General features: G+C 61.7%; 25 protein-coding genes. 9 read left to right on the top strand and 16 right to left on the bottom strand.

The window, feature by feature from the left end; translation table 11 throughout:
• Nucleotides 1-856: 856 nt before the first annotated feature.
• The 4 genes from Q0K06_RS08765 to Q0K06_RS08750 all read right to left on the bottom strand — a co-directional run bounded on the left by Q0K06_RS08765 (nucleotide 857) and on the right by Q0K06_RS08750 (nucleotide 5870).
• Nucleotides 857-2677: a sulfatase-like hydrolase/transferase gene (locus Q0K06_RS08765; protein WP_294551286.1), complete on the bottom strand. Its 1821-nt coding sequence runs from the start codon at nucleotides 2675-2677 to the stop codon at nucleotides 857-859.
• A 455-nt stretch (nucleotides 2678-3132) separates the two neighbouring features.
• Nucleotides 3133-4551, bottom strand: a complete 1419-nt coding sequence (locus Q0K06_RS08760) for a glycine--tRNA ligase (protein WP_294551283.1) — start codon at nucleotides 4549-4551, stop codon at nucleotides 3133-3135.
• Between the two features lie 473 nt (nucleotides 4552-5024).
• Nucleotides 5025-5402 carry a hypothetical protein gene (locus tag Q0K06_RS08755; RefSeq protein ID WP_294551280.1) on the bottom strand — a complete coding sequence of 126 codons (378 nt, stop codon included), beginning with the start codon at nucleotides 5400-5402 and terminating at the stop codon, nucleotides 5025-5027.
• 264 nt (nucleotides 5403-5666) lie between these two features.
• Nucleotides 5667-5870 carry a hypothetical protein gene (locus tag Q0K06_RS08750; RefSeq protein WP_294551277.1) on the bottom strand — a complete coding sequence of 68 codons (204 nt, stop codon included), beginning with the start codon at nucleotides 5868-5870 and terminating at the stop codon, nucleotides 5667-5669.
• A gap of 89 nt (nucleotides 5871-5959) precedes the next feature.
• On the opposite strand from Q0K06_RS08750, the gene Q0K06_RS08745 reads away from it, so the two are divergent.
• On the top strand, nucleotides 5960-6118 hold the full coding sequence (locus Q0K06_RS08745) for a hypothetical protein (protein WP_006571002.1): 159 nt from the start codon (nucleotides 5960-5962) through the stop codon (nucleotides 6116-6118).
• Nucleotides 6119-6662: 544 nt separating this feature from the next.
• Here the strand turns inward: Q0K06_RS08745 and lepA are convergent.
• On the bottom strand, nucleotides 6663-8471 hold the full coding sequence (lepA, locus tag Q0K06_RS08740) for a translation elongation factor 4 (protein WP_294551274.1): 1809 nt from the start codon (nucleotides 8469-8471) through the stop codon (nucleotides 6663-6665).
• Nucleotides 8472-8632: 161 nt separating this feature from the next.
• On the opposite strand from lepA, the gene Q0K06_RS08735 reads away from it, so the two are divergent.
• Nucleotides 8633-9619, top strand: coding sequence for a hypothetical protein (locus Q0K06_RS08735; RefSeq protein ID WP_294551271.1), 987 nt, complete (start codon nucleotides 8633-8635; stop codon nucleotides 9617-9619).
• A gap of 48 nt (nucleotides 9620-9667) precedes the next feature.
• Nucleotides 9668-9955 (top strand): hypothetical protein, encoded by a 288-nt coding sequence (locus tag Q0K06_RS08730; protein WP_294551268.1) that lies wholly within the window; start codon nucleotides 9668-9670, stop codon nucleotides 9953-9955.
• 67 nt (nucleotides 9956-10022) lie between these two features.
• On the opposite strand, the gene Q0K06_RS08725 is transcribed toward Q0K06_RS08730, so the two are convergent.
• Complete coding sequence (locus Q0K06_RS08725) at nucleotides 10023-10724, bottom strand: helix-turn-helix transcriptional regulator (RefSeq protein WP_294551265.1); 702 nt, start codon at nucleotides 10722-10724, stop codon at nucleotides 10023-10025.
• A 222-nt stretch (nucleotides 10725-10946) separates the two neighbouring features.
• Between Q0K06_RS08725 and pta the strand changes: the two genes are divergently transcribed.
• Nucleotides 10947-11921 (top strand): phosphate acetyltransferase, encoded by a 975-nt coding sequence (pta, locus tag Q0K06_RS08720; RefSeq protein WP_294551289.1) that lies wholly within the window; start codon nucleotides 10947-10949, stop codon nucleotides 11919-11921.
• A gap of 315 nt (nucleotides 11922-12236) precedes the next feature.
• Here pta and Q0K06_RS08715 read toward each other — a convergent pair whose 3' ends face one another.
• From Q0K06_RS08715 to gpr, 6 genes are all read right to left on the bottom strand, one after another.
• Nucleotides 12237-13421, bottom strand: a complete 1185-nt coding sequence (locus Q0K06_RS08715) for a DUF4234 domain-containing protein (protein WP_294551263.1) — start codon at nucleotides 13419-13421, stop codon at nucleotides 12237-12239.
• A 178-nt stretch (nucleotides 13422-13599) separates the two neighbouring features.
• On the bottom strand, nucleotides 13600-15507 hold the full coding sequence (locus tag Q0K06_RS08710; protein WP_294551260.1) for a DEAD/DEAH box helicase: 1908 nt from the start codon (nucleotides 15505-15507) through the stop codon (nucleotides 13600-13602).
• Nucleotides 15508-16614: 1107 nt separating this feature from the next.
• A complete protein-coding gene (locus tag Q0K06_RS08705; protein ID WP_294551259.1) occupies nucleotides 16615-17127 on the bottom strand; it encodes a shikimate kinase in 513 nt (170 codons plus the stop codon).
• 15 nt (nucleotides 17128-17142) lie between these two features.
• On the bottom strand, nucleotides 17143-17709 hold the full coding sequence (locus tag Q0K06_RS08700) for a hypothetical protein (RefSeq protein WP_294551255.1): 567 nt from the start codon (nucleotides 17707-17709) through the stop codon (nucleotides 17143-17145).
• On the bottom strand, nucleotides 17706-18464 hold the full coding sequence (locus Q0K06_RS08695; protein ID WP_294551252.1) for a zinc ribbon domain-containing protein: 759 nt from the start codon (nucleotides 18462-18464) through the stop codon (nucleotides 17706-17708). The genes Q0K06_RS08700 and Q0K06_RS08695 overlap by 4 nt, the downstream gene beginning before the upstream one ends.
• 194 nt (nucleotides 18465-18658) lie before the next feature.
• Entirely contained in the window at nucleotides 18659-19561 is a 903-nt protein-coding gene (gene gpr, locus Q0K06_RS08690) for a GPR endopeptidase (RefSeq protein ID WP_294551249.1), read from the bottom strand.
• A gap of 231 nt (nucleotides 19562-19792) precedes the next feature.
• Here gpr and rpsT point away from each other — a divergent pair, with 231 nt between their 5' ends.
• The 5 genes from rpsT (at nucleotide 19793) to Q0K06_RS08665 (ending at nucleotide 22694) form a co-directional block, all read left to right on the top strand.
• The gene (rpsT, locus tag Q0K06_RS08685; RefSeq protein ID WP_365925247.1) at nucleotides 19793-20056 is read left to right on the top strand and encodes a 30S ribosomal protein S20; all 264 of its coding nucleotides are present in this window, start codon (nucleotides 19793-19795) and stop codon (nucleotides 20054-20056) included.
• Between the two features lie 166 nt (nucleotides 20057-20222).
• Nucleotides 20223-21107 (top strand): YihY/virulence factor BrkB family protein, encoded by an 885-nt coding sequence (locus Q0K06_RS08680; protein WP_294551243.1) that lies wholly within the window; start codon nucleotides 20223-20225, stop codon nucleotides 21105-21107.
• A gap of 191 nt (nucleotides 21108-21298) precedes the next feature.
• The gene (locus Q0K06_RS08675; RefSeq protein ID WP_294551241.1) at nucleotides 21299-21946 is read left to right on the top strand and encodes a pentapeptide repeat-containing protein; all 648 of its coding nucleotides are present in this window, start codon (nucleotides 21299-21301) and stop codon (nucleotides 21944-21946) included.
• Between the two features lie 170 nt (nucleotides 21947-22116).
• On the top strand, nucleotides 22117-22488 hold the full coding sequence (locus tag Q0K06_RS08670; protein ID WP_294551239.1) for a hypothetical protein: 372 nt from the start codon (nucleotides 22117-22119) through the stop codon (nucleotides 22486-22488).
• Nucleotides 22488-22694, top strand: a complete 207-nt coding sequence (locus Q0K06_RS08665) for a helix-turn-helix transcriptional regulator (RefSeq protein ID WP_294551236.1) — start codon at nucleotides 22488-22490, stop codon at nucleotides 22692-22694. The genes Q0K06_RS08670 and Q0K06_RS08665 overlap by 1 nt, the downstream gene beginning before the upstream one ends.
• Before the next feature lie 49 nt (nucleotides 22695-22743).
• Here Q0K06_RS08665 and rnhA read toward each other — a convergent pair whose 3' ends face one another.
• From rnhA to gyrA, 4 genes are all read right to left on the bottom strand, one after another.
• Entirely contained in the window at nucleotides 22744-23181 is a 438-nt protein-coding gene (rnhA, locus tag Q0K06_RS08660) for a ribonuclease HI (RefSeq protein ID WP_294551234.1), read from the bottom strand.
• A 157-nt stretch (nucleotides 23182-23338) separates the two neighbouring features.
• Nucleotides 23339-23749, bottom strand: a complete 411-nt coding sequence (locus Q0K06_RS08655; RefSeq protein WP_294551231.1) for an SHOCT domain-containing protein — start codon at nucleotides 23747-23749, stop codon at nucleotides 23339-23341.
• 115 nt (nucleotides 23750-23864) lie between these two features.
• Nucleotides 23865-24239 carry a hypothetical protein gene (locus tag Q0K06_RS08650; protein WP_294551227.1) on the bottom strand — a complete coding sequence of 125 codons (375 nt, stop codon included), beginning with the start codon at nucleotides 24237-24239 and terminating at the stop codon, nucleotides 23865-23867.
• A gap of 107 nt (nucleotides 24240-24346) precedes the next feature.
• The coding region (gene gyrA / locus Q0K06_RS08645) for a DNA gyrase subunit A (RefSeq protein ID WP_294551224.1) at nucleotides 24347-26694 on the bottom strand (2348 nt) is incomplete at its 5' end.

The following is a 26694-nucleotide window of genomic DNA, read 5'->3' as shown; positions in this document are numbered from 1 at the left end:
GACACAATGGCCAAGTGCCGGATAGGAACGGCAAAATTTTTTACACTTCTATTGCTTCTTTATCGCACATCAATAAAACCGGCAGGCAACTATTTTCAAGTTCGGTGGGTAATTGAACCCCACCGCCGCGTCGTCCTCGCAAGCTGCGTATCGCTCAGCCTGCCGCAAGCGGCAGGCCTCGCTCACTTCGTTGCTCCGGCTCTCCCCACGAAAGGCGTACCGCCTTCCGCGGGGACCCCAATTGAGGCGCGGCAAGGTTGTTCGAAAAGCAATTGAAACACGGCGCAGAGACCCCGTGCGGCATTGAGAAAGGTTATTGAATTGCAGCCGCTCACAAGTCTGGGCAGGTAACTCTGCTCGGGCAGAAGGGGAGCGGTACGCGGGGCACCGAACCGGCATAGTAACTGCTATCAAGTTTGGCGGGTCATTGGACACCACCGCCGCCGGACGTACTCTGAAAGGGGTCCGGGGAAACGGGCGCGTTTGGCCCTGAAAGGGCCCTTCCGCGCCTGTGTCCCCGGCGGCTTTTGGGTACTTTTCGCCGGTGAAAAGTACCCCGTCGGAGACCCGTCGCCGCAAGCGTCATATCGTTCGCTTCCCCGCAGAACGGGAAAGCTCATTCATTTCGCTGCGGCTCCTCTCCCCACGAAAGGCGTACCGCCTTCCGCGGGGACCCCATTTTTGCTTCGCTGGGCTCGTGCGGGGACCCCGAGAAGCAGCCACCACGGGTTAAGGAAGGATTCTTTTCATCTGGCTGTCCACTGGACAGCCAGACCCCCAGGGGAAGGCTTTAATGGGCCAAAAAAGCCCCCGGCGCCGCACACAAACGCAGCGCCGGGGGCTCACTCTCTTTTTGTCAGCCGGCGAAGTGCTTCCGCCAGTAGTACTGGAGGTTGTCGTACCGGTCGGCCAGGGCCTGGTTCTCGTCGGTCAGGTCCTTGGTCAGGTTTCCGTCCTCAAAGTAGAGGCCGGTGGGGGTGTTGATGACGGGCAGAGCCTCCATCACCGGCCGGGTGGCCTGCATGAAGGCGGGACCCTCCCAGCCGCACAGGTCAAACAGCTCGGTCATGAGGAAATTGGGGCTCAGGTCGGGGCCTTCGCCCTGGAAATCACAGCCCAGAACCTCCTTGGCCGCGTCGTTGGCCCAGATGAGGTAGCGGGTGGCATAGTAGTTCATAAAGCCCTCTTTGGTGGACAGGTCCAGGTCAATGCCCAGCTTGTTGTACACGCTGTTGGCATCGCCCATCCAGGGGTTGTGGTCGCCGAAGAGAACGATAACCACCGGGTCCTCGCTCTCCCGGAAGTAGTCAAAGAACATCTCCAGGTTGTCGCCGGTGTTCTTCAGGGAGCCGAAATAGTTGTTCATCAGGTTCAGCTCCTCCTGGGTGTAGGACCCGTCGTCCACCACCCAGCCGTCTCCGTACCAGGTCCGGTCGGTGTCATAGGGGCCGTGGCCCTGGTAGGTCACGTTGAAGGAGAAATAGGGCCGGTCGTCATTGGCCTTGTGCTCCTCATAGAGGTTGATGATCTCGGGGAAGAGCACGTCGTCGTACCCGATGCCGCCGCCGGTCAGCTCGCCGTAGTAGTTCTCCACGAACTTGTAGTCCTCCAGGCCCAGGTTGGCGTTGATGTTCTCACGGTTGTAGAACCAGGCATAGCAGGAGTGGCTGCCGGTGGCGTAGTAGCCCTGGTCACGGAAGTACCAGGCGTAGGAGTTGGAGGGAGAACGGAAGGAGCCCAGGCTGGAGTAGCCGGTGAGGAAGCACCGCTCGGTGTCGATGGTGCCGCCGGCAAAGATGTTGGTCACCAGGTTGCCGGTGTAGCCCTCGGACTCCAGCTCGTGGAACACCCGGTATACCTCCGGGTTCAGCTCAGGTGTGCCGAACTTGGTGAAGTCGTTGTAGGCCTCCAGCTGGATGGTGAAGATGTCCACCTTCTGCTCCTCGGGGATGTCGGCGTCGGTGTAGCCGGCCATAATCTCCTCGCAGGCCTTGGCGTCGTAGTTTTCGGGGGCCGGGTCGGAGGCGGAGCGGATGCTGTACAGGAAGGGATAGAGGAAGCCCTTGGAGGTGTACACCTGGGTGGCCGACCAGGGGGAGATGAGGTCCTCGTTGCGGGTCTTGTTGTTGTAGATGTTGGCGTCGGTGTACAGGGCGTACAGGGGGAAGGCCATCAGGATGGTCACCAGGGCGCAGAGCAGACGGGGCTTCCAGGAGGTTTTGGCTCTGGCGAAGAGCAGCAGGAACACCAGCCCCAGCACCAGCAGCAGCAGGGCCATGACCATGCTCTTGTTGAGGAAGAGCTGATACTTGCCCGCCATGTTGCCCGCTTCCCGGATGAGGAGGATGTCCTCAAACATCATGGGGTCGTTGCGGAAGGTGAGCTTGTAAAAGCTGGCGAAGGTAAGGCCCATGGTCAGCGCCGCCGTCAGCAGGTAGGAAATCCAGGCCCGGCCGATGAGGAAATAGAGCAGCAGGGACAGGAAAACCACCGGCAGAATGTTGAGCAGGGCGATAAGGGGGTGGGTAAAGTAGCTGATGAACATGGCGGTGCGGTTGTCCACGCAGGCAAACCACAGGGACAGCACCCCCACGCACACCCCCATCAGGGCGCACAGCACCGGGGTGAGCACGGGATTTTTGGCAATGGGGTCCAGCTTTTGCATCAATTTTTTCATAATTTTGACTCCGTTTTTACAAGGCAGGAAAAACAAACCCGCCGCGCCGGCAGGCCGCCGGTGCGGTGGGTCACATTTGGGAACTTGGAAAGGACTTTCCGGAGGAAGGTAAAAGAGTTGTTCAGAGTTGTTCGGGCGCAGACTGAAATACCGGCGCAGAGAGTTGGGGCGGCATTGAGATCGCCGATGAATCGCAGCGACTTTCAAGTCTGGGTGGGTAACGCTGCTCGGGCAGAGGGGTAACGATACGGAAGAGCCGAACCGGCAAGCAACAGCTTTCAGGTTCGGTGGGTAATTGAACCCCACCGCCGCCGGACGCATCCCCGAAAGGGGTCCGGGGAAACGGGGGCGTTTGGCCCTGAAAGGGCCCTTCCGCCCCTGTGTCCCCGGCGGCTTTTGGGTACTTTTCGCCGGAGAAAAGTACCCCGTCGGAGACAGCTCTCTTATGCCCGAAATTAGAACGCGATCTTCTCCTCGATATAGGACTTCAGCTGGTCGATGGGCAGACGCACCTGCTCCATGGTGTCGCGGTCACGGACGGTGACGCAGTGGTCGGCGGGGGTGTTCTCGTCGCCCACGGTCTGGAAGTCCACGGTGATGCACAGAGGCGTGCCGATCTCGTCCTGACGGCGGTAGCGCTTGCCGATGGAGCCGGCCTCGTCGTAGTCCACCATGAAGTACTTGGACAGCTCGGCGTACACCTCCTGAGCGGCGGGGCCCAGCTTCTTGCTCAGGGGCAGCACGGCGCACTTGAAGGGAGCCAGGGCGGGATGGAAGCGCATGACGGTGCGGACGTCGTTCTTGGCCTCGTCCACGACCTCCTCGTCGTAGGCCTCCACCAGGAAGGCCAGGGTCACGCGGTCGGCACCCAGGGAGGGCTCGATGACGTAGGGCACATAGTGCTCGTTCTTCTCCTGGTCGAAGTAGGTCATGTCCTTGCCGGAGTGCTCCTGATGCTGCTTCAGGTCGTAGTCGGTGCGGTCGGCCACGCCCCACAGCTCGCCCCAGCCGAAGGGGAACATGAACTCAAAGTCAGTGGTGGCCTTGGAGTAGAAGGCCAGCTCCTCGGGCTCGTGGTCACGCAGGCGCAGGTTCTCGTCCTTGATGTTCAGGTTGGTGAGCCAGTCGTGGCAGTACTGACGCCAGTAGGCGAACCACTCCAGGTCGGTGCCGGGCTGGCAGAAGAACTCCAGCTCCATCTGCTCGAACTCACGGATGCGGAAGATGAAGTTGCCGGGGGTGATCTCGTTGCGGAAGCTCTTGCCCACCTGGCACACGCCGAAGGGCAGCTTCTTGCGGGTGGTGCGCTGGATGTTCTGGAAGTTGACAAAGATGCCCTGGGCGGTCTCGGGCCGCAGGTAGACCTCGGTGGAGGAGTCCTCGGTAACGCCCTGGTGGGTCTTGAACATCAGGTTGAACTTGCGGATGTCGGTGAAGTCGCTCTTGCCGCAGCCGGGGCAGGGGATGCTGTTCTCCCGGATGAAGGCCACCATCTCCTCCTGGGTCATGGCCTCCACGTTCACGTCGGTGCGGCCCTGCTCCTGGAGCCAGTCCTCAATGAGCTTGTCGGCGCGGTGGCGCATCTTGCAGGCCTTGCAGTCGATGAGGGGGTCGTTGAAGGTGGACACATGGCCGGAGGCCACCCACACCTGGGGGTTCATCAGAATGGCGGCGTCCAGGCCCACGTTGTAGGGGTTCTCCTGGACGAACTTTTTCCACCAGGCCCGCTTCACGTTGTTCTTCAGCTCCACGCCCAGGGGGCCGTAGTCCCAGGAGTTGGCCAGGCCGCCGTAAATCTCGCTGCCGGGATAGACAAAGCCCCGGCCCTTGCACAGGGCCACGATTTTTTCCATGGTCTTTTCGGTGTTCTTCATATCAATACTCCTTTTTTAGGATTGTCTGAATCACGGCGTATTCACGCCTCGCCTGTTCGCGATGCCCAGCTTCCCTCCGACTCGGACTCGGACCGGAAACCGGTGTTTCCTGGGTCCTCGCCCTCGCTCCGGTCCGTCCGGGCTGCTCACGACGGCTCGGACGCCATCAAAAAACCGCCCTGAGCGGATGCTCAGGGCGGATGAAAACTCCGTGGTGCCACCTGAATTCGGAGCATGACCGCTCCGCACTCGAACCCGGTAACGGCGGGGGACCGGCGGGGCATTTCCTCCCCACGGCTTGCGGGCGCCTTCCGCGGGACCTTCGGGCGCCTCTCACCATCCGGCGTCTCTCTCAGGTCCGGGTCTCCGCGTACTCCTCCCGGTCAAAGCCTGTTTCTGCCGGTCATTGTATCACCAAAACCCGGTTGCGTCAAGGACAGCGGGGGAAATGAAGGCAAAAAATTACGGTCCCCTCACAGCAGCCGGAGGAACTGGCTCACCACCACCGCCGCCATCACCACCACCGCCAGAGACGCCGCGGCGTCCAGCGCCAGCTGGAACCGGCCGGGGCTGCGGACCCGGGACTTCCCGCCGGCAGGGGCCGCCCGGTGCTCCCCGGCGCCGTCCCCGCTCTCCCCTTTCGGGGCGTCCTCCGGCAGGGCAGAGGGCGGCTCCTCCCCGGTCAGGGCCCTGCGGCAGGCGCCGAAGTCCAGCACCTTTCCCGCCCGTCGGGCGGCCTGAGGCCGGGCGCGGAGGAAAAGCATGTCTCTGGGCGCGGGAGCGGCCTCTCCGCTGGCCATATCGTATACCGTCAGGCGGCGCGCGTCCAGATTGTAATAGATGGTCTCCATGGCAGTCCCTCCCGGCTTTTGATGGATATAGAATAGCACATGTTACGTCCTATAAACCGGACTTTTTTCTCCTTGCCCGGCAGGTGGTTTTCCCGTCTCTATGGAACCTGTGTTCGAATATAGGATACAACATATGTTCGAAAAAAGCAAGAGGATTTTTTTCTTTTTTCGACGGCTATCCGCCATAAAGCAGGAAAGCCTCTGCTCCGCCGGGGCTGCGGAGGGACCGGGACGGCGGCTTCAGAGGGCCTGTCAGGGTATTCCTTATACCTCCTTCCCGGCATTTTCTCCCCCGGCAGGGGAGAGGAGCTGATATATTTTCTCCGGCACCGGCGGTTCTCCTCCCGCCGCCCGCCAGCCCGCGGAAAAGGCCAGACGCACCATGGAAAACAGATAATTCTCCGCCTCGTCGTACTCATGCCGGTCCAAAAACGCAGAAAACGCCGCTTCAAAGTCGTTTGTATACATTTTTATCACCTCGGTGAGATTATAGGCGATAAAAAGCGACCAGTCAATATTTTATCGTGTAAAATGGTATATTCTCATTAGGTGATTTTATGAAGCCGCTGAAAACAAAGGTTAGTTTAACACTTGACGGCCCCATTTTGGAACAGATTCAAATATTGGCGGAACGGGATGATCGTTCTCTGTCCAGCTATATCAACCTGGTGCTCAAGGCCCATCTGGAGGACCTGGAGAAGAAAAAGCAGCCGTAATGTAACGACAGGCCCGTACTGTAAAAGCAGTGCGGGCCTGTCTGTTTTTCAGCTCTGGGCGGCAGACCCGCTCGGGCAGAGACTAAAATACGGCGCAAAGACTCCGTGCGGCATTGAGAAAGGTCATTGAATTGCAAAAACTTTCAAGTCTGGGTGGGTAACGCTGCTCGGGCAGAAGGGGAACGGCACGCAGGGCACCGAACCGGCAAGCAACTGCTTTCAAATACGGTGGCCGATGAATTGCACCGCCGCCGGACGCGTCCCCGAAAGGGGTCCGGGGAAACGGGGGCGTTTGGCCCTGAAAGGGCCTCTCCGCCCCTGTGTCCCCGGCGGCTTTTGGGTACTTTTCGCCGGTGAAAAGTACCCCGTCGGAGACGTCGTCGCTGCAATCTGGATGTATCCTGTCAGCTTTCCCCTCATCCGTCTGGCCTGCGGCCAGCCACCTTCCCCCGGGGGAAGGCCTTTTCTCCACAAAAACCCCATACAATGTGGAAAACCAGCCGGGAACAAACTGCTCCCGGCTGGTTCTGCTGTGTATGTCCGATTACTCCTCGTCCAATTTAAGCACGGCCATAAACGCCTCGGTGGGAATCTGGACGCTTCCCAAGCTCCGCATCTTCTTCTTGCCCTCTTTCTGCTTCTCCAGCAGCTTCTTCTTCCGGGTAATGTCGCCGCCGTAGCACTTGGCCAGCACGTCCTTCCGCATGGCCTTGACGGTCTCACGGGCAATAATCTTGCCGCCGATGGCCGCCTGAACAGGCACCTCAAAGAGCTGGCGGGGAATGTTCTCCTTCAGCTTCTCGCACAGGCGGCGGGCCCGGGGATAGGCCTTGTCCTTGTGGGCGATGAAGCTGAGGGCGTCCACCTGGTCGCCGTTGACCAGCATGTCCACCTTCACCAGCTCGCTGGGCCGGTAGCCCTCCAGCTCGTAGTCCAGGGAGGCGTAGCCCTTGGTGCGGGCCTTCAGGGTATCGAAGAAGTCGTAGATAATCTCGTTGATGGGCATGGCGTAGTGCATCTCCACCAGGTTGGTGTCCAGATACTGCATGTCCTTGAACTCCGCCCGCCGCTCCTGGCACATGGGCATGATGTTGCCCACATAGTCGGGGGGCGTGATGATGGACACCTTGGCGTAGGGCTCCCGGGCCTCGGCAATCTGGGCCGGGTCGGGGTAGTTGTGGGGGTTGTCCACCCGGACCACCGTGCCGTCGGTCCTGGTAATCTCGTAGATAACGCTGGGCAGGGTGGTGATGAGGTCCAGGTCGAACTCCCGCTCCAGACGCTCCTGGATAATCTCCATGTGGAGCATGCCCAGGAAGCCGCAGCGGAAGCCAAAGCCCAGGGCCGCGGAGGACTCGGGCTCAAAGGACAATGAGGCGTCGTTGAGCTGGAGCTTCTCCAGGGCGTCCCGCAGGTCGGGGTACTTGCTCCCGTCCTCGGTGTAGATGCCGCAGTAGACCATGGCCCGGGCGGGGCGGTAGCCGGGCAGGGCCTCGGCCGCTGGCCGGGCGGCCTCGGTGACCGTGTCGCCCACCTGGGTGTCCTTCACGTTCTTGATGGAGGCGGTGAAATAGCCCACCTCGCCGGCAATCAGCTCCTTGCAGGGCTCCATGCCCAGGGGGAGCAGGTGGCCGCACTCCAGCACCTGATAGGACGCGCCGGAGGCCATCATTTTCACCGTCATGCCGGTCCTGATGGTCCCCTCCATCACCCGGAAGTACACGATAACGCCCCGGTAGGCGTCGTACTGGCTGTCAAAGATAAGGGCCTTCAGGGGCGCGGAGGGGTCTCCCTTGGGGGCGGGGACATTCTTGACGATGTCCTCCAGCACCGCGTCGATGTTGATGCCCATCTTGGCGGAGATTTCGGGGGCGTCGGCGGCGGGGATGCCGATGATGTTCTCGATCTCCTCCTTCACCCGGGCCGGGTCGGCGGCGGGCAGGTCAATCTTGTTCACCACCGGGAGAATCTCCAGGTCGTGCTCCATGGCCAGGAAGGTGTTGGCCAGGGTCTGGGCCTCGATGCCCTGGGCCGCGTCCACAATGAGCACCGCGCCCTCGCAGGCCGCCAGGGAGCGGGAGACCTCATAGTTGAAGTCCACGTGACCCGGGGTGTCGATGAGATTCAGCTCGTAGGTGTTGCCGTCCTGGGCGGCGTAGTTGAGCTTCACGGCCCGGGCCTTGATGGTGATGCCCCGCTCCCGCTCCAGGTCCATGTTGTCCAGCAGCTGGCTCTCCATGTCCCGCTCGGCCACGGCGTTGCACTTCTCAATCAGCCGGTCGGAAAGGGTGGATTTGCCGTGGTCAATGTGTGCAATGATGGAAAAATTACGAATTTTGGATTGGTCGGTCATTCCTAATACCTCTTCTAAGTTTAATCCATATGTGCATAGTTGACAAATTATTTTTATATTATTATAATATGTTATATAAATCAAACAAAAGGCGGTGCCTCCCATGTTTTAAAACGATATAAGCTTGAAGGTACACAGGCATCCGTATTATGGAGGTACATATGAAAAAAAAGAGTATTTCTCTCCTGGTTATTGTATCTTTTTGCCTTACATGGTTTGCTTCTTTTCCTGCTCTTGCTGTTAATACCACTCAAAACAACGACATTCTTGTTCAAAGCGTAATCCCAACTGAAAACGGTTCCATTTTCTGTCAGGAAACAGAATCTTATATAATAAATATCATTACAGATGATGATCAAAAACTGATATCTGCTGCACTAAAATTCAAAGAAACTCCTGCTACCGTTTATGACTTTAGTGCCTTTTATCCTGTTGCACTGGAAATCTGCGCACCAGATGACTTTTCCCAAAAAGGAGAAACCTTCTGGGCCTCTATCATCAATTATATGAAGGCAAATATAGAATGCGCTTCACAGGTTCAGATAGAGATTACCAGCTTTGAGGAAGATATGCCCTCTACACGAAGTTCTGCGGGCGCGGACCTTATTGCCGAGTTAGAAAGCGAATTTGGAAGCGAGTACTTTGGAAAACCACTATACGAAACTACACAGTCCAAGTATGGCGGCAACCTGCTTGAAATTGTCGAAGATCTGAACTTTAATATCACAAAGAATAAACGCTTTACATGGAGCGACGCATTATCAATTGCAGGTATTATTACCACCATTATAGGCATCCCTGTTACGCAAGGAGCGATAAGCGCTATTTCTCTTGCATTGGGCGTAGCGGCTGAGGCATCAACTTTCGTCCAGCCAGGCGGGATAGATACCTATACTTGCTGTGCCAATTATACCCGCCGTACATCGGTCAACGGCAGCGAGTATGCGTATAACTTCGCAGAGAAATATTACGATTATACAGGATACGAGAACGCAGATCTTAACAGTACGGGCAGGGCCTCTATTGACTTCAGCTCAGAAGAAATTTCTTATGCGCCATATTATGAAGATGCCTCCTATTTTACTTCCTACACCGACCAGTGTGACGATGCATACGCTACATTCAAACGTATTGGCCAGCAGCCGTAAAAGGAGCCTGTTCCAATCAATCCAAGCGGAGAAAGGAGGGCGTCAGCCATGAGGGAACAAAAGCCCCCCAGCCGGGGCCTGCTTATTTTCAACGCTGTCGGGTGGATTGCCCTCTCTGTGGGCGCGCTGGGTTTATTCCTGTTGGGCAAGTCTCCCTCTATGATACTGCTTATAGGCAGCCCCATTGTGGCTGCCATCCACACCGGGCGGCTCATCAACTTCACACAGGAAAAGGCACGCAGGCAGCGGGAGGAGGAACGCCTCCGGGAGGTTCAGGAGGAAAACGCCCGCACCCGGGCCAGAATTGAACAGAAGAAGAGGGACAAGCCGGAATAACCGGTCCCTGCCAGGGCGGCGTGGAAGCGCCGCCCTGTTTTTCCGAAACAAGCGCCTTAAACCCGCCCTACTTCCGGTCGGAGCGGCGGAAGTTCATGCCCCGGTTGATGCGCTCGCCGGTGTTGTGGATAATCTGGAGGAGCGACTGGTAGGGGCCGGGGTAGTTCTTGGACAGGGCGTCGTGATTCATGGCGGGGAAGGCGCCCTTCTCCTTGGCGTGGAGGGCCAGGGCCTCCACATACTCGGCCTCGGAGCAGATCATATCCGCGTCGGGCACGCCGGCGCCGAACTGGGCGGCGGGCACGGAGAAGAAGTCCTCGTTCTGGGTCACGTCGGCCCGGTAGAGGTGGCGGAAGAGCTTGTAGACGGCGGTGCCCAGGTAGTCGGAGGCCGCCCGGATAACATCCCGCTTGCCCACCTTGCCCAGCAGGTCGAAGAGGACGCTGACCGAGTTGACCAGCAGCTTCTTGGACAGGGTGGCCATAATGCTGCCGTGGAGCACGTTATCCTTCTCGGCGGAGTAGTCGTACAGCTCCTCGGCGCCGATGGTGGTGCCGTCCCTGGTGAGGGTCCGGCCCAGCAGGAAGTCGGCGGAGACGTTATAATAATCGCAGGCCTTGATGACAAAGGCCAGGCCGGGCTCCCGGATGCCGTTTTCATAGTGGGAGAGCAGCGCCTGGGAGATGCCCAAATCCTTGGCCACCGCCCGCTGGGACGCGCCCTTCTCCTGCCGCAGCAGGGAGAGGGAACGGGAAAAATCGGAACTCATTGGTCGCACACACCTTTTTCATTTCACGGCGGGATTCCCGCCTTATTTTTATATGACAGCCAGTATAGTATATCTGCGGAAATACAAAAAGTAAAGTATAAATTTGTCCCTTTTGTGGCTTTGACCATTGAGAACCGCCGGCAGGGTGGTGTATAATAAAAGGACATAAGGGGAGATTGCCCTATTTTTTACATGGAATACTGGAGGATGATTCCCATGGAGATGTTTAACAAGCTCATCGAGACCCTGAAGGCCAACCCCAAGCGCATCGTCTTTACCGAGGGCACCGACGCCCGTATTCTGGAGGCCAGCGCCCGCCTGCTCACCGCCAACTGGCTCAAGCCCGTGCTGGTGGGCAACGTGGACGAGGTAAAGAAGGCCGCCGCCGACCACGGCTTCAACATCGACGGCGCCGAAATCGTGGACCCCGAGACCTACGAGGGCATGGAGGCCATGGTGGAGAAGATGGTGGAGCTGCGCAAGGGCAAGATGACTGCCGATGAGTGCCGCGCCGCCCTGAAGAAGGGCAACTATTTCGGCACCATGCTGGTGAAGATGGGCGTGGCCGACTGCCTGCTGGGCGGCGCCACCTACTCCACCGCCGACACCGTCCGTCCCGCCCTGCAGCTCATCAAGACCAAGCCGGGCAACAGAATTGTCTCCTCCTGCTTCATCCTGGTGCGGGAGAACTCCACCGGCGGCGCCGAGGCCCTGGCCATGGGCGACTGCGCCATCAACATCAAGCCCAGCGACGACGATCTGGTCGAGATCGCCCTGGAGACCGCCAAGTGCGCCAAGATCTTCGGCATCGACCCCAAGGTGGCCTTCCTGAGCTACTCCACCAAGGGCTCCGGCAAGGGCGAGGACGTGGACAAGATGCGCTCCGCCTGCGAGAAGGCCAAGGCCGCCGCACCCGACCTGGCCATGGACGGCGAGATGCAGTTCGACGCCGCCGTGTCCCCCACCGTGGGCCAGCTGAAGTTCCCCGGCTCCAAGGTGGCCGGCTACGCCAACACCTTCATCTTCCCCGACATCAACGCCGGCAACATCGGCTACAAGATCGCCCAGCGCCTGGGCGGCTTTGACGCCTACGGCCCCATCCTCCTGGGCCTCAACGCCCCCATCAACGACCTCTCCCGCGGCTGCAACGCCGACGAGGTCTACTCCATGGCCATCATCACCGCCGCTCTCTCCTGAGTTCAGATAAATCCGGAGCACCCCCATTGGGGGTGCTCTTTTTTTGCGACCATGGAGTAGACCTCAGCCCTGCCCGGCAGGGCCCGGCGCCTGCGCCGCCAAGGGCCTGCGCTTTGTGCAGGTCCTTGATGCCGGGGCAATTCACTTGCCCCGGCAGATGTTTCGGGTCCAGGGTCCCCGCGGGCTGTGCCCGTGGGGCCTGCTCCATGGCCATCATCACCGCCGCTCTCTCCTGAACGTCGGAACCTGACCGGAATGAAACTGCCGGGCCCCTCATGGGGCCCGGCAGTTTTTTCTTTTACCGGCCGGAATACCTTACTGACCTAGTAGCTGGGCCTTCTTCCGGTCAAACTCCTCCTGGGTGATGACCCCCTGGTCCAGCAGCTCCTTGTACCGCTTCAGGGCCTCAATCACGTCCTGCTCCCCCTGTCCGGCGGAAGGGGCAGCGGCGGGGGAGGGGGAGGCCCCGGCCCCCGCCGGGCCGGGAACCGGGGCGGGGGCCTCGGTCTGGCTGACGGCGTTGATGGTGTTCTGCATCAGCAGGGGCGGCGCAATGCCCGCAAAGATGGACAGCAGCACACAGGGGGAGGTGAGCTCGGCGTAAAGCCCCTTGCTGCGGGCCAGGGCGTCCACCCGCTGGGCGCTCTGATAGGTCCAGTAGATGGTGTAGAAGGGGATGAACATGCACAGCAGCAGCTTGGTGGTGGGGTTACGGGAGGGCGCGCCCTCCACCCGGTTCAGATAGCGGGTGGTACGGTAAATCCACACCAGATGGTAGATGCCCAGAGTGAAAATCAGCAGCAGGGCGCAGGACATCAGGTCCACATAGCCCTCCGCACGGTAGGCCATGTACCCGCCGGTGCCGTAGGTCCCCTGGCCGCCCTCACCGGCGGCGCTCATCACCGGCCCCGGCCCGGCCATAAACCGGGCCGCGCACCACAGGGCGGCGGTGCGCACCACCTCGGAGAGGATGGTAAACGGCAGATGAAAATCACCTTCGTTCAGCTCCATCTGGCCCAGCAGGATGGAAATCACCATCAGGCTGGACAGAGTGGCCAGAGCGGGGGGCAGGAACCAGAGCATGCGGCCCTTGCCGCTGACCATGAGAAAGCCCAGCACCACAAAAGCCAGCAGGGCCAGGAGATAGAGGGGGTTCCACAGTCCCATAAACAGCCTGTTCAGGCCCCCTATGTTGTACAGCTTTCCATCAAGAATAAACAGCTTCAGGGTATGGGTCGAGAAGCCTGCAATGCCTCTGGCCAGCAGCGTACAGAGCAGCAGAACGGCAATGACCGCGGGGACTCCGGCTCTGGGCTTACCGATGAACAGGAACACCGCCAGCACCAGAAAGAGGAAGGGCGGCAGCATGAACTGAATCATCTGCGCCGCATCTTCCGCCAGCATATCGCCGTACACCAGGTTCACGGCTCCCCAGGACAAGGCCACAACCAGCGACAGGATTCCGCCTATTATGGCGGCGGGATTTGCCCTCTTTTTCACGGTTTTCTCCTCCTTTTGACATAAAGCACACACTTACATGTCATATATAGCACAGAGGAGAGGGGGAAACAATATTCCGGCTGCATCGGGTTTTCCGCCCCGCCTGCGCAAAAGCAAAGCCCCCCGGGCGGACACGCTGTCCGCTCGGGGGGCTGTTTTCTGGGTTTTTGCCGACGGATTAGTCGTCGGGGGTCATATAATAGGGCTTCATCAGGCTGGGCTGCTCGGTGGAGTCCTTCTGGCTGTCCCGGCGGAACATGACCTCCGGAGGACCGTTCCGGCGGCCCCGGCTGCGGCGTCTGCCGTCCTCCCGGCGGCCGCTGCCCTTGGGCTGCTCCTGCCTGGGGGCGGCGGGCTTCTCCGCTTTTTTCTCCTTCCTGGGCTTGGCGGAGGCCTGCTCCCTGGTCTTTTTTTCCTGTCCGGGCTGGGCGTTGGCCTTCTTTCTCCGGGCGGGCTTCTCCTCCTCACGGCGGGGCGCGGCGGGGCGGCTCAGGGTCCGGGGCCTGGGGGCCAGCAGACGGGCGGTGGCGTCCAGAATCACGTCCCCATCCAGGGGATTGGGCTTGTAAAAGTCGGTCTGGGGCTGGCTGGGGGAGGCGGGCATGGTGTCCTCCAGCCGCTGCTGCCGCACGCCCCGGCGGCTCTTCTTTTTGGGCTGCTCCGGCTCCGGCCCGGAAGCGGGGGCCTGGACTTCCAAAGAGACCGCCTGCTCCGCGGCCTGGCTCTGGCCGGACTTCTTCCGGCGGCGGCGCTTCCTGGCCGGGGCCTCCGCCGCCTCGGGGGCGGGGACAGGCTCCTCTGCCAGGGCGGCAGCGGCCTGCTGTTTGGCCTTGCGGGCCTCAGCGGCGGCCTTGTTGGCCGCGTCACGGGCGCGGCGGCGCTCCTTTGCGGCGGCACGGGCCTCCGCGTCGTCGGCGTTCACCGGGCGGCCCCTGGCGTCCCTGGGTGCCTCAAAGACTTCCATGGGCCAGGGGTTGTTCTGGGCCACCGGCACCTTGCGGCCGATGAGCTTCTCAATATCCTTCAGGTACTGCTGCTCGCCGAAGTCGCAGAAGGATACGGCGGTGCCCCCGTGTCCGGCCCGGCCGGTGCGGCCGATGCGGTGGACGTAGGTCTCGGGCACCTCGGGCAGGTTGTAGTTAAACACGTGGGACAGCTCTTCAATGTCCAGGCCCCGGGCGGCGATGTCGGTGGCCACCAGGCAGCGCACCTTGCCCGCCTTGAAATCGGCCAGGGCCTGCTGCCGGGCAGTCTGGCTCTTGTTGCCGTGGATGGCGGCGGCGGTGATGCCCGCCTTCACCAGGTCGGCGGCCACCTTGTTGGCCCCGTGCTTGGTGCGGGTGAACACGATGGCGTTCTTTACGTCCAGCCCCTCCACCAGCCAGGCCAGCAGCCTGGTCTTGTTGCCCTTGTCCACCAGGTAGACGCTCTGGTCGATGATTTCCACCGGGGAGGACACCGGGTCCACCGCCACCTTCACCGGGTTTTTCAGCAGGCCGTTGACCAGGTCCATCACCTCGGGGGGCATGGTGGCGGAGAAGAAGAGGGTCTGCTTCACGGCGGGGAGCAGCTTGAGCACCCGGCGCACGTCGTGGATGAAGCCCATGTCCAGCATCCGGTCGGCCTCGTCCAGGACGAAAATCTCCAGCCTGGACAGGTCCACATAGCCCTGGCCCTGGAGGTCCAGCAGGCGGCCGGGGGTGGCCACCAGGATGTCCACGCCCTTCTTCAGCCTGTCCACCTGGGGCTGCTGGCCCACGCCGCCGAAGATGACGGCGGAGCGGAGGGGCAGGCGCCTGCCGTAGGCCTCAAAGCTCTCCTCAATCTGGAGGGCCAGCTCACGGGTGGGTGTGAGAATGAGGGCGCGAATGGGCCGCCCGGCGGGGATTTCCCCGTTAAGGCGCTGGAGGATGGGGGCGGCGAAGGCACAGGTCTTGCCTGTGCCGGTCTGGGCGCAGCCCAGCACGTCCCGCCCGGCCAGGGCGGGGGGAATGGCCTTTTCCTGGATGGGGGAGGGCTTCTCATAGCCCAGGTCAGTCAGCGCCTCCAGGATGGGTTTGATGAGGCCAAGTTCATGGAAGGTCATAAATGCACAATTCCTTTGTCAAAAATTTGCGGAGGACTTCTCATTCCGCCCGCCGGACCACAGCCGGGGACCTGAGCCGTCACAGCCGGCAGGCCGTCAAAAAGACACCCCCCGGAAAAAGGGTCTCCCGGCGGGGGTGTCTTTTTGACGGTTTCCGTATTGCGGCGTACCGGCCGGGGCGGCTCCGCACCGCCCCGTATCTTTGTTTAGTATAACACATATCCCGGAATATTACCAGTGGAGAAAGGAAACGGCTTTGGCGAAGCCCGCTCGGAGGAAATACTTTGAAAGTTGTTCGGGCAGCGACTGAAACACGGCGCAGAGACCCCGTGCGGCGGCGTCCTCGCAAAGTCCGCTCTGTCTCGGAACGGCCTGAACGGCCATTCCTCGCACCGCTCCCTTGCTCGTCCTTTCCCCACCGGGCCATGAGCCCGGCGGGGACCCCGTATTGAGACAAAGCTCATTCATTCCGCTGCGGCTCCTCTCCCCACGAAAGGCGTGCCGCCTTCCGCGGGGACCCCAATTGAGGCGCGGCAAGGTTGTTCGAAAAGCAATTGAAACACGGCGCAGAGACCCCGTGCGGCATTGAGAAAGGTTATTGAATTGCAGCCGCTCACAAGTCTGGGCAGGTAACTCTGCTCGGGCAGAAGGGGAGCGGTACGCGGGGCACCGAACCGGCATAGTAACTGCTATCAAGTTTGGCGGGTCATTGGACACCACCGCCGCCGGACGTACTCTGAAAGGGGTCCGGGGAAACGGGCGCGTTTGGCCCTAAAAGGGCCCTTCCGCGCCTGTGTCCCCGGCGGCTTTTGGGTACTTTTCGCCGGTGAAAAGTACCCCGTCGGAGACTCGTCGCCGCAAGCGTCATATCGTTCGCGGCGTCCTCGCAAAGTCCGCTCTGTCTCGGAACGGCCTGAACGGCCATTCCTCGCACCGCTCCCTTGCTCTTCCTTTCCCCACCGGGCCATGAGCCCGGCGGGGACCCCGTATTGAGACAAAGCTTATTCATTCCGCTGCGGCTCCTCTCCCCACGAAAGGCGTACCGCCTTCCGCGGGGACCCCATTTACTTTGCTATGACCAGCCTTCCCCTCAAGGGGAAGGCTTTTTTACTGCCCGTCCCGGCGGGCGATGAGGGCCCGGAGCACGGCGGCCACCGTCTCCTCCAGGGTCTGGCCGCCGGCGTCCACGGTGACGTCGGCGTACTTCTCGTACAGAGGCGCCCGGCAGCTGTACAGGTCGGCCAGGGTCTGGCCGGGAGAGAGGGCGATGCCCCGGCTGCTCATGTTGCTGATCCGCCCCTTCAGCTCCTCCAGGGACACCCACAGGTATACCACAGTGCCCAGCTGCTTCAGGTGGCCGATGGCCCCCTCCCGGCACACCGCGCTGCCGCCGGGGGCGATGACCGTCTCGCTGCACGCCACCGAGCAGATGGCCGCCTCCTCCGCGTTCAGGAAGGCCTCCAGCCCCCGCTGGTCCAGAATCTCCTGGAGCAGGGCCCCCTCCCGCTGCTGGATGGTCAGATCGGTGTCAAGAAAGCCGTAGCCCAGGGTCTTGGCCAGCAGAACGCCCACGGTGCTCTTGCCTGAGCCCGGCATGCCGATGAGAATGATATTGTCCACTTGCGTCGCTCCTTTTTACGCTCCCCCGGTCAGGGAGAGGGATGTCCTGGCCCGGCCGGTACCGTAGTTCTGGGTGGAGTACTCCATCACCAGCTCCTCCGCCCCGTCGGGCACGGAGACAATACACTCCAGCTGGGTGCTCTGTCCGGCGGGGAGCCACACCTCATGCCAGGCCTGCCGGTCCTCGTCGGCCAGGTAGACCGGGTAGTCGGGCTCACAGTCCAGCCACCAGTCCTCTTCATCGTAAAAATCAAAGTAGTCCAGGCTGATCCAGGCGTCAAAATTGCCCTGGTTCTCCACCTCCACCCGGACCCGCCACAGACTCTCGTCCTCGTACTCCTCCGAGGGCCCCTCCCGCACAGCGGAGACCATCTGGGCGGAGATGTCCGTCTCGTGCCAGTAGCGCTCCTCCCTGGTGGCAAAGAGGGCCGCGGCGATGAGCACAATGGCCGCCGCCACGGCGATGAGCGCCGGCTTCTCCCAGCCGCCGCCAGCCTCATAGATCCGGTCGGACCCGCACCGGGGACAGGTGTCCCGCCGGCCATGCCAGCTCTTTCCGCATTGGGCACAGTGCTTTTTCACGGCGCTTCCTCCTCCCGCGCGGGCAGGGCGACGGCATATGTATGGATGGCCGTCACCCGCTCCGTCTCGTCCCTGCCGGTCCGCTCCTCCAGGCACAGTACGGCGCTGTCAAAGCCCTTGGGCACATAGAACAGCAGCTTTCCCTCCAGAGGATCCTGCCACAGCAGGTCATAGGCGGTGATTGCCTCCACCCCCAGCTCCGAGAGCATGTCCAGGGCCGTGCTGTCCTCCAGCGGAGGGAGGTAGTGTCCCCCGTCCAGGGCCAGGTAAATTTCACCGGTGGGGTAGTCCCAGTCCAGGCTGTCGCCGCCGGTGACGGTCACATCCACGGCCAGCAGGTCAAAGTCCGCCCACCACAGCCGGGAGCTCCGGTCCAGTTCCACCCAGGACACGCCGTCCACCGACACCGTCAGGCCGCCCACGGCGAAGGTATCCGTGTCCTCGGCCACAAAGGGGATGGGGCCGCTGTCCCTGGTCTGGTAGCGCACCACGCCCCAGGCGATGAGCAGCGCGCACACCGCCAGCCCGATGACAATGAGCACCCGGAGCAGCAGAACGCCGCCGCCCCGCCGGACAGGGGGCTCCGCCACCGGCTCCGGACCTTCGGGCGCCGGGGACGGGGACTCATGGAACTGAAAATGCCCGGTGTTGCCCCCGGCGTCCTCCCGGGGAGTGCGGCGGCCGCAGGAGGGGCAGAAGTCCCGGGCGTCGCCGTCATAGACCTTGCCGCAGTTGTCGCACCTAATCTTTCTCACTGGTGGAATCCCTCCAGTCTCCCGCCCGGAGGGCCGGGCGGATGATTGCGGCTCTGTGATGATGCCATGGACGGTACCATCAGCCGGATTTTTCGGTTGCCCCGGAAGGGGCGGGAAAAACGGCTGTAAGCAAAGTATAGTCGCCGCTTTGCGGCTATTATACCAAATTTCCCCGGGAAATGGAAGTGCCCCCCTCAGCTGAGGAACATGTCCACGTCGGCCACAGTGAGGCCCTCCTGAAGGGCCAGGTTAATGCCGTAGCCGATGACCTTGGCGATGTCGGCCACCTGTCTGTCAATCTCCCGCGGGGTGACGATGACCCCTCTGCCCCCGTCCCCCAGGGCGCCCGGGTCCAGGCCGGGGCGCCCCGCCTCGGCGAGTACGTCGGCGCAGAGGGTGGCCGCGTCCACCACCGTAGGCACGCCCACAGCGATAACAGGCACCCCCAGGGTGTCCCGGTTCAGGGCGGCCCGGGCGTTGCCCACCCCGGAGCCGGGGACAATACCCGTGTCTGCAATCTGGACCGTGCGGCACAGCCGGGACAGACTGCGGGAGGCCAGGGCGTCCACCGCCACCACCCGGGCGGGCCTCACCGCCCCCGCCATGGCCGCCGCCAGCTCGCCGCTCTCCACGCCGGTGGTGCCCAGCACCCCCGCCGCCAGGGCGGACACCTGCCGGAAGGACCCAAAGTGCCCGGGCAGCTTCTCCACCAGATGGCGGGTAACCATGGTGTGCTCCACCGCCAGGGGACCCACCGCGTCGGGGGTGATGGCCCGGTTGCCCAGCCCCACCACCAGCACTCCCTCTCCCGGCTTCAGGTCCAGCAGGGCCCGCAGCTCCGCCGCCACCGCCCGGGCCGCCCGGCCGAAGGCGTCCTCCTCCCGCCGCTCCAGGCAGTCCAGCTCTACCGTCACATAGGCCCCCTCCGGTTTGCCCAGGGCCCGGGCCCCCTGTTCGTCCAGAATGTCCACCCGGGTGACGGGGAAGCCCTCCCGCTCCGTCTCCCGGGTTCTGACCCCCTCCGGCGCGGCCCCACGGGCCTCCTCCGCCCAGATTCCTCTGGCCTCCACCGCCAGGTCCGTTCTCCGTCCAAGCACCGCTTTTTCACCCTTCCTCCAAAATCAGAGGTTTCGCGCCCCTCTACATATGGTATTTTTCCCGCATGTAAGCACTATTTTTAGCGTCTGAGCCCTGTCTATTCAAAAAGTGGACAAATTTTTTTAATTTATTCTTGCATTTTTCCTCTTGTGCTGGTACAATATAAATCTGCTACGGGCAAACTATGCGTATTGCAGATACGTTAATCGTCATCGGAGGAGGTGTTTGGTTTGCCGAATATTAAGTCTGCCAAGAAGCGTGTGCTGGTCAGCCGGACCAAGGCCGCGCAGAACAAGGCCGCCAAGTCTGCCATCAAGACTGATCTGAAGAAGTTTGAGGCCGCAGTGGCCGAGGGCAACCGCAGCGAGGCCGAGGGCGCTTACAAGGTGGCTGTCAAGGCTGTGGACCAGGCTGTGGGCCACGGTCTGCTGCACCGTAACAACGCCGCGCGCAAGAAGAGCAGCATGACCATCAAGCTCAACAAGCTGGCCTGATCGCGCCGGAAAGAGCGGAATGAAGAGCCGCCTGCTGTTAAAGCAGGCGGTTTTTTGTCTTTATTTCCTGGTTTTGGCGCGCAATTTGCCTTGGAAAAGAGAGTATGCTATAATACTGCATAAAGCAGCGCCGCCGGCCGGAGCCGGCGGGAGAGGAGGCGGTTTTATGGGCGCAGTATGGAATTCCAGCCCGGTAAAGTTCATCCGGGAGATGGTTGACCTTTATTTCAGCAAAAATGTGTCCCGGTCCGCCGCCGAGCTGGCCTATTTTTTAATTCTCACCTTTTTCCCGGTGCTCATCTGCGTCAACGGCTTTGTGGGCCTGCTGAAGCTGGACCCGGTGGCTCTGCTCAGCGGCATTGAAGAATTTCTCCCCCGGGGCACCCTGGATGTGGTAGCCGAGTACGTGGGCTACATCAGCACCAACCAGTCCACCGGCATGCTGGTGGCCGGCCTGACCGCCACCCTCTTCTCCGCCTCCGCCGCCTTCCGGGCACTGATGAACATCATGAGCGACATCTACGAGCGCAAAACCTACACCGGCATCTTCCAGATTATCGCCAGCGTGGCCTTCTCCATCCTGTTCCTGGTCACCATCTACCTGTCGCTGGTGGTGGTGCTCACCGGCGGCTGGCTGTTCAACCTGGTGGAGGACTTTTTCCATCTCAACCCCAACGACCTGCCCTGGGACTGGCAGTGGCTCCGTTTTCCCATCCTGTTCTGCCTGGTGCTGCTGTTCGTGCTGCTGGTTTACCGCATATCCGCCCCCAGAGGCAAGCCCCGGCCCCCGATTCTCACCGGCGGCGTCCTGGCCTCCGTGTCCCTGGTGGCCGCCTCTATCCTGTTCTCCTGGTTCATCGGCCTGTCCTCCCGGTACTCGCTGGTGTATGGGTCCCTGACCTCAGTGGTCATCCTGCTGCTGTGGCTCTACCTGTGCGGCAACATCCTCATTCTGGGCAACGTATTCAACTGCGTGTGGTACCGGCGGAAAAAGGTCCGCTACCTCCAGAAGCTGAAAAAAGAGGCCTATCTCCCCGATCATCTGGGGTGATGTTTTCCACATTGCGCCGCAAAACAGTGGACAACAGGTTTCAGCCCCCGGATCAGCCAAAATCTGGCTGATCCGGGGGCTTTTTCGTCCGGCCATTGTATTCCTGCGTCGGGCATGGTACTCTGTTGTCAGAGAACGCCGCATGGGGCGGCAAGGCCATACCTATGCGGAAGAAAAGGGAGGCGTGTGCCGTGGTAAAAACGCCCATTCTGCCTGCTTCAGGGGAGCCGGCGGATTTTCTCTCCCTGGCCCCCGGGGCCGCGGAAGAGGGAGAGTGCCTGGAGGGGCTGGACTTTGTGGGGCAGACCGTCACAGTCCGGGATCTGGCGGAGCTGGAACTGTCCGGCTGCCGCTTTGTCCGGTGCAGGCTAGCGGGGTGCTCCTTTGCCGCAGCCACCCTGCGGGACGTGCTCTTCCAGGACTGCGACCTGTCCCAGTGCCGCTTTTCAAAGGCCAGCCTGACCCGGTGCGCCCTGGAGGACTGCAAGGCCCTGGGCGCCGGCTTCTCCGGCGCTTCCCTCCGGGACGTGGCCTTCTCCCGCTGCCGGCTGGACCTGGCCAACTGCAACGCCGCCGCCCTGCGGGACGTGTCCTTCCGGGACTGCTCCATGGAGGAGGCCGCCCTGTCCGGCTGCCGGGTCAGGGGCCTCTCCCTGGATCGGTGCGCCCTCACCCGGGTAAACTTCTTCCAGACCCCCCTGGCCGGGGTGGATCTGACCTCCTGCACCCTCATTGAGCCGGTGTTTTCCGCCTCTGCCGGGGAGCTGAAGGGGGCGGTGGTAGACCTGTTCCAGGCCGCCCAGCTGGCCCGGCGGTTCGGGGTCATCATCAGGGAATAAAAACCGCACTTTCTGATCAGAAACGGGGTGGATCACCGGAAATTCCGGTGATCCACCCCGTTTTTGTTGCATCATTGCATCCATTTGAATCAACAGTTGACAGCTTCGGTATAATGTGATATATTTCTCATATAAAGTGATATATTTATCATATCAAAGGAGAGAAATTTATGGATCGCGCCCGTACTGTCCGCACCGTGTCGCCCTGGTTTAGTCTTTTCAGCCTGTTGGGCCTGCTGGGCTTCCTGCCCAAGCACGACGGCAGCCCAAATTACTTCTTTTTCATCTTCTTCGGCTTTCTGGCCTTCTTTTTCTGGCATCTGCTGGAGAAGGGGGGCGTGGACGAGCGCCTGCTGGCCAACCGCCGCCGGGCGGGTATGCTGCTGCTGACCTTCTTTACCCTGCTCTCCTTCCTCCTGCTCTTTCTGCTGGACAAGGGCGTGAGCGGAGAAATGGTGCTGCTGGTGGGCTCCCTGGGGTACGCCCTGGGGATGATCCTCTCTCCGGTGCTCACGCTGGTGCTGGACAGGGCGGTGGACTGATGGGCGAGCCCTTCCGCTGTGAGATTAAGAAATACCGCGTCCTGGCCGGCCTGACTCAGGAGGATCTGGCCGTCAGGGTGGGTGTGCGCCGGGAGACCATCCTCCGGCTGGAGGCGGGGAAGTACAACCCCTCCCTCAAGCTGGCCATGGATATCTCCAAGGTTCTCTCAACCCCCATTGAGTCCCTGTTCTTTTTTGAAGAGTGAATAAAAAAGCCCGGATCACTGGAAATCTCCAGTGATCCGGGTCTTTTTGTTATTTATACTTTTTGCTCTCCGCCACCGCAAGCTCGTCGCAGCGGTTATTGTACGGGTTGCTGGCGTGGCCCTTGACCCAGTGGAGGTTGACGGTGTGGCGCTCGCACAGCGAGAGCAGCCGCTCCCACAGATCCGGGTTCAGGGCGGGCTTCTTGTCCGCCTTCACCCAGCCCCTGGCCTTCCAGCTCTTGGCCCAGCCCTTCTGGAGGGCGTCAATGACGTACTTGGAGTCGGAGTACAGCTCCACCACACAGGGCTCCTTCAGGGCCTCCAGGGCCGTGATGACCCCTGTCAGCTCCATGCGGTTGTTGGTGGTGTGGCCCTCGCCGCCGGAGAGCTCCTTCTTGAACGTGCCGTACATCAGGATGGCTCCCCAGCCGCCCGGACCGGGGTTGCCCGAGCAGGCGCCGTCGGTGTAGATGGTGACTGTTTTCATGCTCGCTCCCTTCCGGCGGCGCCTGTTGTCCAGCCCCGGCGGGAGCCGGGTTGGACATATCCCGCATTTGCGCAGCAAATGTGGCCGTCGGTATAAATCGTTACGGTTTTCATGGTTTTGGTTCCTTTTTCGGTGTTTCTGTGGGAAATGCAGCCGCTTACAGATCCCGGAGGATCTCCTGCCGCTTCTCCTCAAACTCCCGGGCGGTGATGAGGTGCTGATCGTAGAGCCGCTGGAGCTCGGCCAGCCGGGCCTCGGCGCTGTGGGCGGCTGAGCCCTCAGAGGGCGGGAGGGGGGAGTCCCCCTCGCTCTCCTCGTCGATGCTCCACTCATAGGAGAAATACAGGCCCTTCTTGTTGCAGGCGCCGTAGATGCCGATGCCCGCAAAGCACAGGGCCATCAGAGTCCAGATCAGGCCGAAGGGCCCGGCGTTGGGCAGCAGCTCGGTGACGCCGATATACACAAATCCCAGGGCAACGGCGGCGAAAATCCCGCCGAACACCCGGCTGAAGGTGATCATGCCCTTGCTGGGGCGGATGGTCATGCGTCTTCGTCTGCGGTGATTCATAGGCTCCTCCTTTTCTCCACGGCGGGCACCCTGCTTCAGCGGCGCTTTTTTCTCTTTTTTTCTTTTTGGGCTTTGAAAACGGGTTTTGGCCTCCGGCGGCGGCCTCACGCAGCTCCTACACGCCCGCCGCCACCGACAGCACGCCCAGCAGCAGCAGATCCAGCGCCATCTCCCCGCCGCCCTTCAGCAGGAAGGACACCATACCCGCAAGGCAGGCCATGCCGCCGGCCACGGCCAGCAGCACCAGCCCCAGCTGCCGCAGCACGTCCCGGTGGACGCGCAGCTTCTTCCAGTCGGACAACAGCAGCAGAATGCCTGCGGCGGTGCAGGGCCCGCCGGGCAGCACCGCCAGAAACCCCAGTACATGGGCGTCTCCGGGGGAGACCAGGGGCATAAAGGTGAGAAACAGCCCGAACAGCACCATCAGCAGACGGCGCTTCATGCTGCGGTACTCTGCCATCTCCATGCTCCTTTCCGCCGTCAGCGCCATATTTTTTCCACATTGGGGCCGGGTTTTGGGGAGAGGACGGCTCTGGGCGGGGTCAGATACCCCGCCCAAAGGCCGCCGGAGCTGTCATGGGCTCAGAAACCGGGTTTTTATTCCACAGAGCCGTCGGAGTCGGTGGAAGCGGGGGTGTCAGGGCTGGAAGTCTCTTCCTCCTGGGCGGGTTCCTCCTCCTCGTGATCGGTGCGCGCAAAGGAAATCACCTTTACACCTTCATCCAGATTCATCAGCTTCACGCCCTGGGCGGCGCGGCCATAGGTGGAGATGCCGGACACCGCCATACGGATGATGACGCCCGCGTCATTGATGACCAGGATGTCGTCGGCGTCGCTGACCACCTTGACCCCCACCACGGGGCCGGTCTTTTCGGTGACGTTGTAGCCCTTCAGGCCATAGCCGCCACGGTTCTGGGGGCCGTCGGAGCGGATATACTCGTCCATTTCGGTCCGCTTGCCGTAGCCGTTCTCGGTGACCATGAGGACCTGGTGGCCGGCCTTGGCCCGGGCCGCGCCGATGACATAGTCCCCCTCCCGGAGCTTGATGCCCCGGACGCCGCAGGCGTCGCGGCCCATGCAGCGCACGTCGGTCTCCTTGAAGCAGATGGACATGCCGTCGTGGGTGGCAATGAGGATGGCCTGGTCGCCGTCGGTCTCCCGGACGGCGATGAGCTCGTCCCCCTCCTCCAGGGTGATGCAGCGGATGCCCGCCTTGCGGGCAGTGTTGATGGCGGAGAGCTGGATACGCTTCACCGTGCCGTTGCGGGTGACCATGGTGAGGTACCGGTCCTCGGGGAACTCCCGCAGATGGATCATGGCGGTAACTTTCTCGTCCTGCTCAATGGGCAGGATGTTCACCAGATTGCTGCCCTTGGCGGTGCGGCCCGCCTCGGGGATCTGATAGCCCTTCTTCCGGTGGACCCGGCCCTTGTTGGTGAAGAAGAGGATGAAGTCGTGGGTGGAGGCGGTAAAGACCGTGTCCACGTAGTCCTCCTCCTTGGTGGCCATGGCGGTGATGCCCTTGCCGCCCCGGCGCTGGGTCTTGTAGGTGGAGGCGGGGAGCCGCTTGATATAGCCCCCGGCGGTGAGGGTAAAGACGCACTCCTCCTCCTCGATGAGGTCCTCGATGTCAATCTCGTCCTCCACGTCCTGGATTTCCGTGATCCGGTCGTCGCCGTACTTGTCCCGGATGGCGGTGAGCTCGTCCTTCAGCACGCCCCGGAGCATCTCCTCGGAGCCCAGCAGCTTCTCGAAGTAGGCGATGCGCTCCTCCAGCTCCTTGTACTCGGCCTCCAGCTTCTCCCGGTCCAGTCCCTGGAGGGCCTTGAGGCGCATGTCCAGAATGGCCTGGGCCTGGACGTCGTCCAGGGAGAAGCGCTCCATCAGCTTCTCCTTGGCGTCGTCGTACCGGGAGCGGATGATGTGGATGACCTCGTCGATGTTGTCCTGGGCGATGAGCAGGCCCTCCAGCAGGTGGGCGCGCTCCTGGGCCTTCTTCAGGTCGTACTTGGTGCGGCGGATGATGACCTGCTCCTGATAGGCGATATACTCGTCCAGGATGTGGCGCAGGGAGAGGATACGGGGCTGGAGCTTGCCGCCCGTCTCCACCAGGGCCAGCATGTTGATGGCAAAGGTGGTCTGGAGCTGGGTCTGGGCAAAGAGCCGGTTGAGCACCACCTGGGGGTTGGCGTCCCGCTTGAGCTCGATGACCACCCGCATGCCGTTGCGGTCGGACTCGTCCCGGATGTCGCTGATGCCGTCCAGACGCTTGTCCTCCACCTGGTCGGCCATGTTCTTGATGAGCATGCGCTTGTTGACCTGGTAGGGGATTTCGGTGACGATGATGCGGATGCGGTCCTTGCCGAACTCCTCAAACTCGGTGCGGGCCCGGACGCACAGACGGCCACGGCCGGTGGCGTAGGCGGCCCGGATGCCGGACCGGCCCATGATGATGCCCCTGGTGGGGAAGTCGGGGCCCTTGATGTGCTCCATCAGGTCGGACAGCTCGGCCTCCGGGTTTTCCAGCACGCAGATGGTGGCGTTGATGACCTCGGTCAGGTTGTGGGGCGGGATGTTGGTGGCCATGCCCACGGCGATGCCGCTGGAGCCGTTGACCAGCAGGTTGGGGAACCGGGAGGGGAGCACCTTGGGCTCCTTCCGGGTCTCGTCAAAGTTGGGGTCCCAGTCCACCGTGTCCTTCTCGATGTCCCGGAGCATCTCGTCGGAGATCTTGCTCAGCCGGGCCTCGGTGTAGCGGTAGGCGGCCGGGGGGTCGCCGTCGATGGAGCCGAAGTTGCCGTGGCCGTCCACCAGCATGTAGCGCATGGAGAAGTCCTGGGCCAGGCGGACCAGGGCGTCGTAGACGCTGGCGTCGCCGTGGGGGTGGTACCGGCCCAGCACGTCGCCCACGCAGGTGGCCGACTTCTTGAAGGGCTTGTCCGCCG

This window comes from uncultured Pseudoflavonifractor sp. (genome assembly GCF_944387805.1).
GTDB lineage: Bacteria > Bacillota > Clostridia > Oscillospirales > Oscillospiraceae > Pseudoflavonifractor.
This window is presented reverse-complemented; position numbering and strand designations above follow the sequence as displayed.

Excerpts from the sequence above, each read along its gene's own strand:
- Q0K06_RS08765 (WP_294551286.1), bottom strand. The coding sequence starts at position 2,677 with ATGAAAAAATTGATGCAAAAGCTGGACCCCATTGCCAAAAATCCCGTG.
- Q0K06_RS08760 (WP_294551283.1), bottom strand. The coding sequence starts at position 4,551 with ATGAAGAACACCGAAAAGACCATGGAAAAAATCGTGGCCCTGTGCAAG.
- Q0K06_RS08755 (WP_294551280.1), bottom strand. The coding sequence starts at position 5,402 with ATGGAGACCATCTATTACAATCTGGACGCGCGCCGCCTGACGGTATAC.
- Q0K06_RS08750 (WP_294551277.1), bottom strand. The coding sequence starts at position 5,870 with ATGTATACAAACGACTTTGAAGCGGCGTTTTCTGCGTTTTTGGACCGG.
- Q0K06_RS08745 (WP_006571002.1), top strand. The coding sequence starts at position 5,960 with ATGAAGCCGCTGAAAACAAAGGTTAGTTTAACACTTGACGGCCCCATT.
- lepA (WP_294551274.1), bottom strand. The coding sequence starts at position 8,471 with ATGACCGACCAATCCAAAATTCGTAATTTTTCCATCATTGCACACATT.
- Q0K06_RS08735 (WP_294551271.1), top strand. The coding sequence starts at position 8,633 with ATGAAAAAAAAGAGTATTTCTCTCCTGGTTATTGTATCTTTTTGCCTT.
- Q0K06_RS08730 (WP_294551268.1), top strand. The coding sequence starts at position 9,668 with ATGAGGGAACAAAAGCCCCCCAGCCGGGGCCTGCTTATTTTCAACGCT.
- Q0K06_RS08725 (WP_294551265.1), bottom strand. The coding sequence starts at position 10,724 with ATGAGTTCCGATTTTTCCCGTTCCCTCTCCCTGCTGCGGCAGGAGAAG.
- pta (WP_294551289.1), top strand. The coding sequence starts at position 10,947 with ATGTTTAACAAGCTCATCGAGACCCTGAAGGCCAACCCCAAGCGCATC.
- Q0K06_RS08710 (WP_294551260.1), bottom strand. The coding sequence starts at position 15,507 with ATGACCTTCCATGAACTTGGCCTCATCAAACCCATCCTGGAGGCGCTG.
- Q0K06_RS08680 (WP_294551243.1), top strand. The coding sequence starts at position 20,223 with ATGGGCGCAGTATGGAATTCCAGCCCGGTAAAGTTCATCCGGGAGATG.
- Q0K06_RS08670 (WP_294551239.1), top strand. The coding sequence starts at position 22,117 with ATGGATCGCGCCCGTACTGTCCGCACCGTGTCGCCCTGGTTTAGTCTT.
- Q0K06_RS08665 (WP_294551236.1), top strand. The coding sequence starts at position 22,488 with ATGGGCGAGCCCTTCCGCTGTGAGATTAAGAAATACCGCGTCCTGGCC.
- rnhA (WP_294551234.1), bottom strand. The coding sequence starts at position 23,181 with ATGAAAACAGTCACCATCTACACCGACGGCGCCTGCTCGGGCAACCCC.
- Q0K06_RS08655 (WP_294551231.1), bottom strand. The coding sequence starts at position 23,749 with ATGAATCACCGCAGACGAAGACGCATGACCATCCGCCCCAGCAAGGGC.
- Q0K06_RS08650 (WP_294551227.1), bottom strand. The coding sequence starts at position 24,239 with ATGGCGCTGACGGCGGAAAGGAGCATGGAGATGGCAGAGTACCGCAGC.